This is a genomic window from Shewanella sp. VB17, from assembly GCF_013248905.1.
Taxonomy (GTDB): Bacteria; Pseudomonadota; Gammaproteobacteria; order Enterobacterales; family Shewanellaceae; genus Shewanella.
The window spans coordinates 4,204,305-4,219,630 of record NZ_JABRVS010000001.1; the positions used below are offsets into that span (position 1 = coordinate 4,204,305).

At 41.0% G+C, this 15,326-nt stretch carries 10 protein-coding genes and 1 riboswitch; of the genes, 7 read left to right on the forward strand and 3 right to left on the reverse strand.

Going from position 1 to position 15,326, the window contains the following annotated elements:
- Window positions 1-108 precede the first annotated feature (108 nt).
- The 3 genes from HQQ94_RS18220 to HQQ94_RS18230 form a co-directional block, all read right to left on the reverse strand.
- On the reverse strand, window positions 109-1,974 hold the full coding sequence (locus HQQ94_RS18220) for a TonB-dependent receptor domain-containing protein (protein ID WP_173295748.1): 1,866 nt from the start codon (window positions 1,972-1,974) through the stop codon (window positions 109-111).
- 108 nt (window positions 1,975-2,082) lie between these two features.
- A riboswitch (cobalamin riboswitch) is annotated at window positions 2,083-2,290 on the reverse strand.
- A 184-nt stretch (window positions 2,291-2,474) separates the two neighbouring features.
- Window positions 2,475-3,386 (reverse strand): bile acid:sodium symporter family protein, encoded by a 912-nt coding sequence (locus HQQ94_RS18225; protein WP_173295749.1) that lies wholly within the window; start codon window positions 3,384-3,386, stop codon window positions 2,475-2,477.
- 164 nt (window positions 3,387-3,550) lie between these two features.
- Window positions 3,551-8,107: a biotin carboxylase N-terminal domain-containing protein gene (locus HQQ94_RS18230; protein WP_173295750.1), complete on the reverse strand. Its 4,557-nt coding sequence runs from the start codon at window positions 8,105-8,107 to the stop codon at window positions 3,551-3,553.
- A 121-nt stretch (window positions 8,108-8,228) separates the two neighbouring features.
- On the opposite strand from HQQ94_RS18230, the gene HQQ94_RS18235 reads away from it, so the two are divergent.
- The 7 genes from HQQ94_RS18235 (at window position 8,229) to HQQ94_RS18265 (ending at window position 15,228) form a co-directional block, all read left to right on the forward strand.
- A complete protein-coding gene (locus HQQ94_RS18235) occupies window positions 8,229-9,140 on the forward strand; it encodes a LysR family transcriptional regulator (protein ID WP_173295751.1) in 912 nt (303 codons plus the stop codon).
- A 175-nt stretch (window positions 9,141-9,315) separates the two neighbouring features.
- Window positions 9,316-10,476: a hypothetical protein gene (locus HQQ94_RS18240; RefSeq protein WP_375335702.1), complete on the forward strand. Its 1,161-nt coding sequence runs from the start codon at window positions 9,316-9,318 to the stop codon at window positions 10,474-10,476.
- A gap of 58 nt (window positions 10,477-10,534) precedes the next feature.
- Entirely contained in the window at window positions 10,535-11,101 is a 567-nt protein-coding gene (locus tag HQQ94_RS18245; protein WP_173295752.1) for a SprT family zinc-dependent metalloprotease, read from the forward strand.
- Between the two features lie 173 nt (window positions 11,102-11,274).
- The gene (locus HQQ94_RS18250; protein ID WP_254304095.1) at window positions 11,275-12,030 is read left to right on the forward strand and encodes an endonuclease; all 756 of its coding nucleotides are present in this window, start codon (window positions 11,275-11,277) and stop codon (window positions 12,028-12,030) included.
- A gap of 6 nt (window positions 12,031-12,036) precedes the next feature.
- Complete coding sequence (gene rsmE, locus HQQ94_RS18255; RefSeq protein ID WP_173295753.1) at window positions 12,037-12,768, forward strand: 16S rRNA (uracil(1498)-N(3))-methyltransferase; 732 nt, start codon at window positions 12,037-12,039, stop codon at window positions 12,766-12,768.
- Window positions 12,769-12,820: 52 nt separating this feature from the next.
- Window positions 12,821-13,771, forward strand: coding sequence for a glutathione synthase (gene gshB, locus HQQ94_RS18260; RefSeq protein WP_173295754.1), 951 nt, complete (start codon window positions 12,821-12,823; stop codon window positions 13,769-13,771).
- A gap of 107 nt (window positions 13,772-13,878) precedes the next feature.
- Entirely contained in the window at window positions 13,879-15,228 is a 1,350-nt protein-coding gene (locus HQQ94_RS18265; RefSeq protein WP_254304220.1) for an alkaline phosphatase, read from the forward strand.
- Window positions 15,229-15,326 lie beyond the last annotated feature (98 nt).

Consider the following 15,326-nt stretch of genomic DNA (forward strand, 5'->3'; position numbering starts at 1 on the left):
TTTATTCATCATTCCCCCTCACTAATCTCTTTTACTAAATGAAGGATACAAAAAACCAGATCCTAAGATCTGGCTTTATTAGCTGTGTGTTTTTTAGATGGTATGTAATCAGAACGCTTGATAATTCACACTAAAAAATAGTTCTCTGCTAGGACTCAAATAATTTTTAGCGGATATTATTGTTTCATCTAACAAATTATTCGCTTTTAAACGTAAGGTCCAACGATTATCAATATGATATCCGACACTAAGGTCGAGCTGTTGATATGAATCGAAAAAGTCACCATATCCGGCATAACGTTCACCTTGATAATGGTAGTTTGCCAATAAATCAAACTGCTGCCATTCATAACTTAGAAGATAGCTGAAATCATGCTTACTACGACCAATAAGTTGCTCATCAGTTTGAGTGTCTTCCGCTTTTAAATAAGTATAACTAAGCTGATGTTCTAAATTAAAAAGCTGATAATTGGCTGACAATTCAGCCCCAGACATCTCTGCTTTATTGATATTAACAGGCTTCCGTACCTCCATTTCTCCAGTTGATGCCCAAGTAATCAAATTATCGACTTGATTTTGAAATAAACTGACATACGCCACTAAATTATCAACTTGATAGTTTAGTGTTAGATCATAATTTTTTGCCGTTTCAGAGAGAAGATCTGGGTTACCAGAATTTGGCCAATAGAGATCATTAAAAGTGGGTGCTTTGAAGCTGGTTCCAGTGGTTGCCGATAAACGCCATTGAGCATTAAATTGGTAGGCAAGACTGGTATTATAAGAGAGTTCACTATCGATATTCTCAACATCATCATACCTAACAGCAACCTCAATTAAGAGTTTATTCCACTGTTGCTGCAGCAAGCCATATACACCAATAATATCACGTTGATTTTGTTCATAATCCCCACTAATCTCTTCTCTTGACCAATCAATACCACCATTCAATATTAGTCCATTAGTTACAGTATATTGGTTACTCCAGTTTATCTGATCACGTGTCGTTTCATAAATATTTGTTGGGACATTAGTATTGTCGCCACGAAAGTTTTCGTTGTAATCACGTGATTGGCTCAGGGTCAACTTACTGATAAAGCTTTCATTACGGTATTTAGCCCCAAGGTTCCACAAGTAATTTTCATAATCTGATTCATCAGCAGAGCCCGAAGCGAATGTATCATCATATTGGTAAGTCCCTTTATCATATTGAGCATTCCACAGTGCTTGCCAATATTGATTTATGGGTTGCGAACCCTTAAGTGAAAAACTACTACGTTGATAACCATCATCATCATTTTCAACATCGCTACCATTATAAACATCATAGCCATCTGACTGTTCATGATTTACAGAAAAGCTAGTGCTCCCTTCGCCATGATTAACACCAAAACCAAGCGTACCTCGAATATAATCATTACTGCCATATTCCGTACTGGCAAACCATTCCCCTTCTTTTAATTGACGGGTAAATATTTGAATAACGCCGCCGATGGCATCGCTGCCCCAAATAGAAGCTCGAGGTCCTTTTAACACTTCAACACGTTCAATATTTTCAGGGGACAAAGTATTAAAGCTCACAGCACCTAAGGTTGCAGAGCCAATTTTAACTCCATCAATTAGTACTAACACGTGGTTTGAATTGCTGCCACGAATACTGATTGATGTATTTTGACCTGGCCCCCCATTACGAGACACGCTCACTCCAGGCAATATTTCTAAAACATCAGCAACTGATTTAGGATTCAATCGCTCTATTTCTTCACGTTCAATAGTATTGATAACCATAAGCTGCTGTTCTGCAGATCGGTCAAAACGTGATCCTGTTACTGTTATAGTCTCTTCGACTTCAGCAGCCGTAGCCATCGATGCTGGCAATAAGGTGAGAACGCTGCTGACTAGCACAGCGATTTTTGATAACTTAATTGGCGCTTTATATGATTTTTTATACGACTTTTTGTATGTAAGGGTACCCATTTTACCTTTGACTCCTGAAAGGAAAACGGGGCAAAATGTCACGATTCGATTTAATTCAGTCCAAATAATTAAAACGTTATATCGCATTTCGAGATCTGCCCGCCGAAATCTCAAAATCATCTCATGGGCCGGTCTCCGGACTTAGGCTATTGAGGGCTCTCTATAAGGGAGCCTACACAAATTAAACAACACCTTAATTCAGTGCTGTTAACTTTCGCCTTTTACCGTTGCGGGGGCAGTGCCAGATTTTCACAGGCTTCCCGATTATCCTTCCCTCCCCTATAAAATAAATTCGACTCAACAAAGTCTAAGGATAAGTTCAGGCACCACATAAGATTGACAATTATTGTTAATGCCTGCTCGCTGTAAAATACAGAAAAGTAAGCGGCGGCATTATAGACGTCTATACGGATAAATGTCTAACTTTCGATTGAGGTAATAATCACTTCGCTCTAAAAAATATTTAAAAAATATAATTGGTATCATTTGTAAACATCCAATTATTCTGTGGATGACTGACTCCAATAACCCGCTAATAATGATCCTGACAAATTATGCCAAATAGAAAATATTGCTGCTGGCAGCGCTGATGCAGGACTGAAAAACTTAATGCATAGCGCAGTGGCTAAACCTGAATTTTGTAAGCCAACTTCAATCGAAATGGTTTTACACACTGTGTGATTGAAGCCTAATAATCGACAGCAACAATAACCTAACATGAGTCCTAAGCTATTATGTAACACGACGGCGAGTAAAATAATGGGGCCTACTTTGTCAAATTGACCCACATTTAGCGCCACAATAATACTGATTGCCATCACAATCGCCAATATTGATACTAAAGGCAATACTCGGGTTATCTTGCAAATGTGTGCTCTAAATAAGTGATTAATTAGCATACCAACACTCACTGGCATAAGCACTATTTTGACTAGGCTTATTAGCATTGCTGACGGTGGAATATCTATCATATGGCCGAGGAAAAAATCAATAACTAAGGGGGTGAGCAACACACTGACCAAGGTTGACAATGCAGTCATGGTTATCGATAAGGCAACATCACCTTTAGCCAAATAGCAGATCACATTTGATGCAGTGCCACCAGCGACACTGCCAACCAGTACCATGCCAATGACCATTTCACGCTCTAACCCTAACATTAAGCTAATTAAAAATGCGCTGGTTGGCATAATACTAAATTGTAAAATAAGGCCCACCAACACGGCTCTTTTCTGCTTCATCGCACGTGAAAAGTCATCTAGGCTCAATGTTAAGCCCATAGCAAGCATAATGATGATTAACAAAGGCACGATTAAATATGTTAACTCAATAAACCACTGAGGGATAAAATAAGCCGTCGTTGCACCAATCAAAGCTAAAAGTGGGAAAAAACGGTTTATTTTATCAAGCATATTTTTCTCATCAATAAACTCACATCGAAGTGATGGGTAACTGGAGGGGTATTAATACATCAACAACATTGATGTTATAAAAAATAATGTTGAAAAGTTGGAACATAAGGATAGGCATTAATTTGCCTATCCTTATTTGACGATATTACTTTATTCAGAGTTGATTAAGCCTCAACAGGTGATACCACAAACAGTAATTCACCTTGCGACACTTGCTGACCATTGGTGTTTAATATCCGCTCAATACGGTATTTTTTATCTTCAGGATAAAGTACCGCATCTTTGCGATTATAGCTGGCCAGATTTAACTGAGAAAACATCTTCATCGCTTCCGTCAGTGCTAAAGTTTGATCGACGGTTACAATCTCTCCCTCTTTAACAAAATCCGCTTCACCTGGCGCTGGAGAGGTATAGAAAATACCGGCGCCTTGTGCCATCACCTTAAGCTCATCACTCTCACCAACACGCAATGATTCAGTATCGATTCCAGCAGTGTCAGCTGCCGCTTCCATCTCAGCAATTAATTCAGGAATATCAAGCTCTGCCATCAGGCGAGGAAGGTAATTGGTATCATAAACCCCTTCATTGAAGGTACCATCTTTCAAAATACGAGTCAGTAGAGGGATGTTAGTCGCAATGCCTTTAATCACGACCTGATCGGCTAGATAATCATGCAGCTTATTGATCACATCATCGCGACTTTCACCGCGACAGATGATCTGCGCAATTAAGCTATCATAATAAGGTGAAACCTCTTTACCTTCACCCGCAATAGAAATAATTTCAATATCATCACGCTCAGGCATCTGATATTCAGTGATTAGACCAGGATGTGGTAGCAACTGAAGAACACCATGACTATCTAATGCCGCTTTTTCAGCCGTCACTCGCACTTCAATTGCGTAGCCTTTATCTTGAGGCTCAAGCGCTTCAATCGAGCGACCCGCAGCGATATCAAAACCGGCACTGACAATATCAATACCAGAAGTTGCTTCTGTTACTGGATGTTCAACCTGTAGACGTGTGTTCATCTCCATAAAGTAGACTGCATTCATGTCTAAGTTATAAATAAACTCAACGGTACCCGCCCCCATGTAATCTGTTGCATGGCCTAATGCAAGCGTATATTCAAGCACCTTAGCTTTTAGCTCAGGTGGCAGCATAGTCGAACCTGACTCTTCTACTACCTTTTGGTTGTTACGCTGAACTGAGCAGTCACGAATCCCCAACACTTTGGTGTTGCCAAACTGATCACGCAGTAGCTGTACTTCGATATGACGTAATGAAGTGACATATTTTTCAAGATACAAATCACCATTGCCAAATGCAGCTGCGGCTTCTGTTGACGTCTGCTGGAACAAACTAATCATGTCACCTGCACGCTCAACAACTTGAATACCTTTACCACCACCACCTTGTACGGCTTTTAGTAATACTGGGTAACCTATCTCATTTGCCACATTTACCGCTTGCTCAGCATTGCTCAAAATACCGTGACTACCAGGAACGACCGGAACGCCATTGGCTTGAGAGGTCTTAATTGCGTTTGATTTATTGCCCATGGTCGTCATGCTGTGCACGCTTGGTCCAACGAAGTTAACCCCGTTATTGACACAAAGCGCTGCAAACTGTGGGCTTTCAGATAAGAAACCAATACCCGGATGAAGCGCATCGACATTCTCATATTCAGCCACTTTCAAGACTGAATATGCATTTAGATAACTCTCATCTGACGTATTACCGCCAATACAAACCAATTTATCCTTCTCTTTGAGCATGTCAGCAGGCACTGAAGTCATATCCGGATCTGATGCCACTAAGACAACATTGATATTATTATCGTGAGCCTTACGGATAAGTTTAACTGCAGTACAACCTCGAGCATGAACCAATAACTTATTAATTGGTTTCATCAGTTGACGAGGATCGTCTTGGATAATTTTTTCATCCTCAACCAAGATTTCAGGAACGAGTGTCGATAGTGCTTTACCAATGACCTCTTCTATTTTCGCGGTAGGCTTAGGCATGAGTGGATCGATACTAGCAAGTTGTTCATCAATCGTGTCACTAAATGGATTCGTCACCAAAGCATTCATCGCACCAGGAACTTTCGACAGATAGTTCGATAATGTTGCTGTTGAAGGCAGGTATGCAGGTACCACCATTTGACCTGCAAATGGCATATTTGTCCCTGATAAATAATAAGTCTGTACCAGTGGATGAGTCACAAAACTCGCCTGAGCGCCACCGGTACAATCACCATAACCAAACATCAATACAGGCAGTTCATTGTCACGAATAAAGCGTGTAATACGATCATTCACCACCGCCATGGAAAATAGCGCAGCAGCTCCCTCTTTCGTTTGCATACCACCAGAGCTGATAAAGCAAATAACAGGTAGTTTACGTTTCGCACATTCAATAAGCAAAGCCGAGAACTTCTCTGCACTGGCCATATCAAAAGCGCCAGCTTGGAATGCAGTGTTTGACACTGCAACCCCCACTTTAATCTGCTGACCATCTTGCTCAAAATCAGCCACACCTGTGATTAAGCCACAAGGACGAATGCCTTTATCGAGCGCATCCTCAATTGACAAACGAAATCCTGGAAAATTGAGTAGATTCGCTGACATTTTATCAGCATTAATTTCTTCGAAATCATTAAAAAACTGAGTGGTAATGTTTTCCCAACTCATCTTACCGCTGCGTTTCTCATCACGAAGTACTTTCTGGATCAACAAATCCTGATAGCCCATGGTGAGACGATTCCAAAAGTCTTTACGGCGACCAATACGCACAGGATTTATCGCCCCAGTGTATTCACTGCTTTCACTTTCGCTATCGAAATACTCTGGTAATAGACGCTCAAAGAAATAGGTCAAGATAACAAAAAGACTGTCATTCAACTGCGGAAAACCAACACTCTTCCATTGTTCTGTTTTAGTCAGTAATTCAGCTCGGTTTGACTGAGACATGAAAAATTTAAGCCACTTGTAGAACTTACCTTTATCGCTAGCAGTGTCTTGCGTCGAAATAGCACGGTCAATCGAGTCATGTAATAAATTATCCACTGATGCTCGAGACAAACTCTTAGACATCATGGCTTCTTTAGCGATAGAGGCTAAATTGCCAACGACGTTATCATACAGTGCGTTGAAGATGAGAATGTTATAACACTGCCAAATAAAATCTTCACGTAACTCATCATGAATAACCACATCAAGCACGGTTAATTCATTAAGCTCAGGCCAATCTGCTTGGGTCACTTCAGCTGGCAAGCTTTCAAGGTGCGCGATTAAGCCTTTAAAATTGTTCTCTGCATTGCCTTTCCAGCGATGATACAAAGACCAACCAATATTAAATAACAAGGCCTTACGTGCTTTCTTATAGTTTTCTTTTGGCTCACCCAAAATTAAACGAGTCAACATGTTACGTTCAGTAGAAACCTCATCACGCTTAGTGCTGAAGTTGCCCCAAAGCTTGTTTAACTCTTCATCGTAAACTAACTTATCCGGACTTGATAACCAAGATTGGAAGACACGATCTTGCTCTTGCTGAATACGTGCAAGTAAATCACCTTCAGGCACGCTGACCTTAGACAAACGACCATACTGGTCTTGGGAAATAGAATGAATACGACTACGCAGGGTTAGGTAGCGCAAGTAACGATAAGCACTACCAAACAAATTAAGATGCATTGTAGGATTATTCGCCACCGCAAGCTCTGCGTGGTGCTCTAACGCTGATAGATTTTGAGAAGGCATTAAGAAACGATTCAAGCTGCGATCATAGTGCTCACGTAAATCGCTTGATTCGCGCACAAACTGCACTGCAGCTTGTTCAACAGCTTCAACACTGCTAATGATAGCTCGACGTAAATTATGTTGGCGTTCATCTTTATCTGATGGAGAGAAGTCAATAATGCCGTCGATACAACCCGAAGTGTATAATTCCTCCGGAGAGACGCCCACTGATTTAGCACATTCTTGCCACGATAAGTTGTACTTACGCGCGATGCTCTGTAGCCCTTGTGGTTGAATGGTATTGAAAATACCATCACGTACTGAAAGTAGTATATTGGCAGCAGCTAACGGAATCGCACCACCTGAATAACCTGCACCGATAACAATACCAATCGTAGGCACATCAACGTTAGCGCTTTCAGCAATGGCTTTAGAAATAGTGTGTGCTTGGTTTTGGCTGTTCGCAATCTCACCCGCATCTGCACCAGGGGTATCAATAAGGTAGATGATAGGCATCGACAATTCAGCAAATTGACGGATAGCCTTACATGCTTGAAGATGATGTTCAGGCAACCAAGCCCCATTGCCGACAGTGCGCTCTTGAGCAATAAAGCCTAAACGGCGCGTACGCGCACCAAAATTAAGTTCAATTTCAGCACTGTAAAAAGATCCTATATGGGTTTCAGCAATCAATTTACCTTTAAGATCAGCAATAACACGCTTAGCGCCAAAGCGGTTTTTATCAAGCGTAGGTTGGATAACCTTAGTGACATAGCCATCGACATCAAGTTGTTCAAGCTCTTTCAGGTTTGATTGAATAGTCTCTTCGCCCAAAAGGCCTTTAATTTCTTCTGATAAACTCTGTTTACTGTGCTCAGGAAACAATGAAAAATTTTGCGCCAACTGCTCAGCTTTTAGAAAAAGCGGGTCGGCAGATTGAGCCTGGGGAATATTGATCGGCTTATTGTTACTGGTCATTGATTGTTCCTCTGCTTAGCCTCTAAAAATTTTTAGGTCGTAAATATAACTTTGTTAACCCGTCAAATGCCATTAAACTAGCTTAGACACTTTGTTCCATATTTGAGACAGTACAAATTACATGCCAGATCTTAACGGGATGATGCTATTTTCAGCGGTAGTGAGAGCGAAAAGTTTCTCTCAAGCTGCTCGTGAAACAGGCATACCAAAGTCTACCATAAGTCGTAAAGTCGCCCAACTAGAAGAACAACTTGGCGTACGACTATTACAACGTGATACTCGAAATTTGAGCCTCACTCAGGTAGGTGTATTGTTTTATCAGCATTGTGCTAGCATCAGAGATGAAATAGAAGCCGCAAAAGCAACCATAGAAAACACCCATAACCATGTATCAGGCTCATTACGAGTAGCCATTCCGGTTTCCTTTAGCCAAGAGCTCATTGCAAATCTGTGCAGTAGCTTTATGCGACTTTACCCGAACGTCGAATTGGATATTCAGTTTACTGACAATGATGTCGGTTTGGTCGGTGAAGGTTATGATATTGCTATTAAATATGGCCCTCTGCAATCATCAGATTTAGTGGCTAGGTTATTGCTCGAACGCCAACCTATTTTAGTGGCAAGCCCCACTTATCTAAAACTCAATGGTACTCCGGCAACGCCACAAGAATTAATGGAACATCGCGGTATTTTACTCGGTACATCTCGTTCGGCTCCCATTTGGCCTTTAGGTAAAGGCACCCGAAAAACCATGGTCAGTTTTCAACGAAAAGTGAGAGTAAATAGCGCAGTTATGGTGAAACAATTGGTACAAGATGATTTTGGTATTGCCATGCTATCCAACGCTGTATGTAAGAATGAACTGGCGAATGGAACATTGATACCACTATTACAAGAATGGCCAATTGAACCCATTAAGGTTTACGGTGTTTATTCCAGTCGACGGCAGCTAGCGACGAATATTAGTGTTTTTCTCGACTTCTTTACCAAACGATTCAATAGCCATGAATCTTTACAGTCCTTGATGATCTAGTCCTACATTCACTCGTCTTCCCCCTTTTCATCTTAAACACTCTACTGCATACTGCTACACAAACAAAAAACACAACAAAAAGCATCATTTAGAAACAAGGCAAACAAATAAGAAACAATGAACTCATATTAGTTACCTATTCCAAATATCGCTCATTCCAATAAAAGGATCACAAATGAATAAAGCTAATCTGGTATTTTTTTTCCTCATGATTGTTGGTTACTTACCTTATGTTAATGCACAAACTGAGCTTAATACCGAAGAGCTAAGACTTGAACAGGCCTCAATAACCTTGCCAGAAATCACTTCTCGTTATCAAAACCTAATGGATAATTTTAACACTCGATATAGTCAGAGCACTGATGAGATTGAAGTCACTAACATGGTCACAGACTATGGGGAACGATTATGGGTACAAGCCTTACAAGATGTTCAGTCTGGAGCAATCGATGACAGACCGCTCTACTGGAGCCGCCTTATGATGCTTAACACATTAAAAACCAATAATCCCAAATTCAATATCGCCCCATGGCAACGAGAAATATTATTAAAGACCGTGGAAAAGTCATCTAGAGGCTTGAGTCATATTAAATTTAATGATGATGCTCAAATTAAAATTTTACTCACCGGGTTTGATCCCTTTTTTCTTGACCGTAATATAGGTCAAAGTAACCCATCAGGTTTAGTTGCATTGGCCTTAGATGGATTTACATTTTCTGTTGCTGGTAAACAGGCTCAAATTGAAACAGTCATGATCCCGGTGCGTTTTGCTGATTTTGATGAAGGGCTTATAGAATCGCTCCTCACGCCTATTTATCGTAACAACAGTGTCGACATGATCCTGACCGTCAGCATGGGACGAGATAACTTCGATTTTGAGCGTTTTCCTGGTCGTAATCGAAGCGCTGCAGCACCAGATAACCTCAATGTGTTGACAGGTGCCACTAAGCAAAACCCCTTAGCCCCTATGCTTGCAGGGAAGAGCCTAAATGGCCCTGAGTTTGTGGAATTCTCACTCCCAGTACAAGCAATGCGCGCTGCAGGAGGGAAATGGAAAACAAATGATAATCATAAAGTCAGGACATTGGCTAAAGGGGCTTTTTATCCTCGTTCATTAACCGAACTGAAAAACTCGATATCAGTTGAAGGATCAGGTGGTGGCTACCTTTCCAATGAAATATCTTATCGTGCTGTTTTACTCGGACAACAGCTCAACAGTAACATCCCCGTTGGTCATATTCATACACCTAGAGTGACGGGCTATAACGCCACAACAGAAGCTCAAATTTTAGCGCAAATAAAAACAATGGTCATGGCAGGGGCTGCAAGTTTATAATCCGTATTTTGGTGCCCAGCATTCTGGGTGCCTTTAACTCTCAATTGATCACGGCACTATGTTTAATTTATTTCGCCCCACCGCCAAAACAATTAAGCCCAAAGCTTCTAACATAGACTTTAAAAGCTTAAATTATATATATCAAATCCCGTTACATAATCATGTTGCTTCACGTATCCTCGAGTGCTATTCATTAGCTGAAAAACAACTAGACCACGTTTTCCCTAAGCCTGAGATCAGTTTTAAACTCCGAGGAAAAAGTGCTGGCACCGCACATTTACAGCAAAATAGGCTTAGATTCAACGCCACTTTACTGACTGAAAATCAGGATACTTTCATTCAACACGTTATCCCACATGAAATCTGTCACCTGTTAGCGTATCAGATGTACGGCAAAGTCAAACCACACGGACAAGAGTGGCAAGCATTGATGGTACGCCTCTTCGCATTACCACCGAATACAACACATAACATGAATACTCGATCTGTTGAGGGGAGAAAGTTCTCTTATCAATGTGATTGCGGGCCTGTTCAGCTAAGTATCAGGCGCCATAATAAGGTCGTTAAAGGCGAAACGAAATATCGATGTCGGCACTGTAAGAAAGAGCTCATACTTCATCTTTAATTCATGCCCTACGAGCTGTACATTGACTTCGATACCCAAACCTCTTTTTCAGCTTTCAAATCTTCCCCTTTGCTTTGGGCTATTCATCCAGTAGAATTCCGAGCAAGGCAGGCACAGTTTTGTCATTAGTATTTGGAAAGATGTTTATCGCATCACTCCTTAGGGATAATAGATTGAAATCATTTTATAAAATTAGCTCAGCCTTCATCATAGGGTTAGGATTATCGTTGCTCTTTTCAGCATCGTCTTACTCCTCCCCTTCTCACCCTACCAGTTTTTCTCAAGCAAAAAAACGCGCTAAAGAGATCTATTCTCAACATCTTCCCGCCACCAGCTTTTATTGTGGCTGTGACATCAAGATCAACGGTAAAAAATGGCAAACAGATTTATCAAGCTGTGGTTACCAGGTTAGAAAACAACAAAAACGCGCAGTGCGTATTGAATGGGAACATATTGTCCCCGCCTGGGAGTTTGGTCACCAACGTCAATGCTGGCAAAAGGGGGGACGTAAAAACTGTGGTAAAACAGATGCTCAATTTAAAAAAATGGAAGCTGATCTTCATAATTTAGTCCCCGCCATAGGTGAAATAAATGGCGACAGAAGTAACTATCGCTTCAGTCAATGGAACGCCATACACGAGCAGTATGGCCAATGCGCGATGACCATTGACTTCAAATCAAGAAAAGCTGAGCCACCTAGCTATACTCGAGGTCAGATCGCACGCACTTATCTGTATATGCATCAAGCATACAATTTTAATATTGCCAAAAATCAATTAAAGCTATTTAAAGCATGGGATAAAACTTATCCTGTTGATACTATCGAATGCAAAAGAGATCAAGAAATTGCACTCACTCAAGGGAATCATAACTCCTTTGTAAAGAAATTTTGTGACGCACAAGCAATGCCTCAAACGCTAGCAAAGTAGGGAAAAATGAGAACTCCAAGAATATATCAAGCATTACCGTTAACCCTAGGCAACACAGTCGAACTTGATGATGAAGCGGCATCACATATTGGACGAGTGTTACGGATGAACAGCGGCGAACAGATCAGCCTCTTTAATGGTGATGGTCAAGAATTTCTCGCAGAGATAATTTCAGCCAGTAAGAAAAATGTCTCGGTTAAACTGTTAACTTCTCACCTTAATGAGACTGAATCACCACTACACCTTCATCTAGGACAGGTTATTTCACGTGGCGATCGCATGGACTTCACTATACAGAAATCTGTCGAACTTGGTGTGAATACTATTACCCCATTATTTTCTGAACGTTGTGGTGTCAAACTTTCAGGCGAACGATTAGAGAAAAAAATATTGCAATGGCAAAAAATAGTCATAGGGGCGTGTGAACAATCCGGTCGTAATCAGATCCCTGAAATTAGACCCGCTATGACCCTAGAAACATGGGTAGCTGAACACACTGATGCGATGAAGTTAAACCTGCACCCTAGAGCAGAACATGGCATCAATGGTTTATCTCTAAAATCGTCAAAAATCAGACTCTTGATTGGGCCTGAAGGGGGGCTTTCGCAAACCGAAATAATGATGACGGAACAACATCATTTTATCGATATTTTGCTTGGGCCTAGAGTATTAAGAACAGAAACTGCAGCCTTAACCGCGATGAGTGCATTGCAATTAAAATTTGGCGATATGGGGTAGCATCCTCCTATCACCTTCTCATTTAAGACCCTCGACAGAAGGAAGTAAATTCATGATCAAGCTCGGCATAGTGATGGACCCCATCGCAGATATCAACATAAAGAAAGACTCTAGTTTTGCTATGTTACTTGCAGCTCAGAATCGGGGCTACCAACTCTTCTACATGGAGATGCGGGATCTTGCCATGGTTAATGGCCAGGCTATGGCGACCATGCGCACCTTAAGCGTTAAACAAGACGAAGCCAGCTGGTTCACACTGGGGGAGTCTATCGACACCCCTTTGGCCGATCTTGATGTGATCTTAATGCGCAAAGATCCTCCTTTCGATACAGAATTTATCTATGCGACTTACATGCTTGAAAGAGCAGAAGAAGCTGGGGTGCTTATCGTCAACAAGCCTCAAAGCCTTCGCGACGCTAACGAGAAACTTTTTACCGCTTGGTTTTCTGAATTTACACCTGAAACGATTGTCACTCGCGATCAACAAAGGATCAGGGATTTTCACCAACAGAAAAAAGACGTCATCATTAAGCCATTAGATGGCATGGGTGGCAGCTCTATCTTTAGGGTTAAAGAAAATGATCCTAACTTAGGAGTGATCATTGAGACATTAACAAGCTATGGACAACAATACGCTATGGTTCAAGCGTTTATTCCAGATATCACTTCAGGTGACAAACGTATTTTAGTGGTCGATGGTGAACCCGTGCCTTATTCGTTAGCCCGTATTCCTCAAAAAGGAGAAACGCGAGGCAACTTGGCCGCAGGAGGACGCGGCGTCGCTCAACCCCTTTCGGAAAGTGATTGGGAAATAGCCCGTGCTATTGGACCTGAACTTAAAAAACGGGGACTTATTTTTGTCGGACTAGATGTCATTGGTGATAAACTCACCGAAATCAATGTCACTAGCCCTACTTGTATCAAAGAGATCCAAGCAGCGTTCGATGTCGATATTACCGGCATGCTAATGGATGCTATTGAATCGCGAATTAAATCAGCATAAAGGCAAATTCAATGACACTAACACGTTCCCTCTTTACCGGTCTGACGTTTTTATCTAGCAGCTTAATAGGCATTGCCAATGCTAATAATGACACACCTGCACTTACCATGATGGGAACAACACTTAGTGTTCCTAAAAATATTGTTATTATGGTTGGCGACGGTATGGGCCCGTCCTATACCAGTGCTTATCGCTATTATAAAGACAATCCAGATACCGAAGAAGTTGAACAAACAGTATTTGATAGATTATTAGTCGGTACTGCCAGCACATATCCAGCTCGTATCAGTGGTTATGTGACAGACTCAGCTGCTGCTGCAACCGCTTTAGCCACTGGTATAAAATCATACAATGGCGCCATATCTGTCGATATTGATAAACAAATAATCACCACCATAATGGAAAAAGCCAAGTCTTTGGGTTTATCTACTGGCGTTGCAGTGACATCACAAATTAATCATGCAACACCCGCGGCTTTTTTAACTCACAATGAAAGTCGTAATAATTATGATGAAATAGCCAAGAGTTTACTCGATACAGACACTGATGTGATGCTAGGTGGAGGTCAAAAATATTTTCCACCTCAATTACTCAAAGAATTTGAAAAGAAGGGTTATCAGTATCTTGCAGACTTCTCTAAGCTAGATTCAATCACGAAACCCAAAGTTATCGGTCTATTTGCAGAGGTTCAGCTCCCCTGGGCTATCAATGATAAAGGTGAGCATAAACTCAGTAAAATGACTCAAAAAGCACTGGAACTATTATCTAAAAATCAAGATGGCTTTGTTTTACTCGTTGAAGGTAGCCTTATTGATTGGGCTGGCCACAATAACGATATCGTTACAGCCATGGCAGAAATGGATGAATTCGCTAATACACTCGAAGTGGTTGAACAATACACACGTCAACATAACGATACGTTAATGTTAGTCACAGCCGATCATAATACTGGCGGTTTAAGTATAGGTGCAAATGATGAATATCTCTGGAAAACAGACATCATTCATGGCGTAGTCAATAGCCCTGATGTGATAGCTTCACTGTCACTTGATGATGATAACTGGCAAGAAAAAGTAAGCAGTAAACTGGGTTTTGAACTTAACTCTGAAGAAGTGAGCCAACTCACTCTGGCTCGCACACAGGGTCTTGATGAAATGACAACGGCCATTAAAAATATCATTGATATTCGCTCCTATACAGGATGGACAACCCAAGCTCATACAGCAGTTGATGTACAAGTCTTTGCTGCTGGCCCAGCATCGACACTGTTTAATGGCTATCAAGACAATATAGATATCGCCAATAAATTGATGAGTTTATTGCCAAAAAAGGCCAAACTTAACAATCAAATTAACGTAACAAGCTCCCCGAGCGTTCAGAGTAAAAATAAAGCCTCTCTTGTCATCGACCAGCCAAAAATAAATGCAACAGACGTAGAACAAGTTCAAGTCAATTAATCTTACTCATAGAATGTGCTATTAGTGTTAAAAATATATAAGGTTAGCTCCCAGAAAAGGAGCTAACCTTATTGGTTATTCATCGCTCTATGTCATTG

What these genes read in the sequence shown, in the direction of transcription:
- gshB (WP_173295754.1), top strand. Translation starts at nt 12,821, where the DNA reads ATGATCAAGCTCGGCATAGTGATGGACCCCATCGCAGATATCAACATA.
- HQQ94_RS18225 (WP_173295749.1), bottom strand. Translation starts at nt 3,386, where the DNA reads ATGCTTGATAAAATAAACCGTTTTTTCCCACTTTTAGCTTTGATTGGT.
- HQQ94_RS18220 (WP_173295748.1), bottom strand. Translation starts at nt 1,974, where the DNA reads ATGGGTACCCTTACATACAAAAAGTCGTATAAAAAATCATATAAAGCG.
- HQQ94_RS18240 (WP_375335702.1), top strand. Translation starts at nt 9,316, where the DNA reads ATGAATAAAGCTAATCTGGTATTTTTTTTCCTCATGATTGTTGGTTAC.
- HQQ94_RS18235 (WP_173295751.1), top strand. Translation starts at nt 8,229, where the DNA reads ATGCCAGATCTTAACGGGATGATGCTATTTTCAGCGGTAGTGAGAGCG.
- rsmE (WP_173295753.1), top strand. Translation starts at nt 12,037, where the DNA reads ATGAGAACTCCAAGAATATATCAAGCATTACCGTTAACCCTAGGCAAC.
- HQQ94_RS18245 (WP_173295752.1), top strand. Translation starts at nt 10,535, where the DNA reads ATGTTTAATTTATTTCGCCCCACCGCCAAAACAATTAAGCCCAAAGCT.
- HQQ94_RS18230 (WP_173295750.1), bottom strand. Translation starts at nt 8,107, where the DNA reads ATGACCAGTAACAATAAGCCGATCAATATTCCCCAGGCTCAATCTGCC.
- HQQ94_RS18265 (WP_254304220.1), top strand. Translation starts at nt 13,879, where the DNA reads ATGATGGGAACAACACTTAGTGTTCCTAAAAATATTGTTATTATGGTT.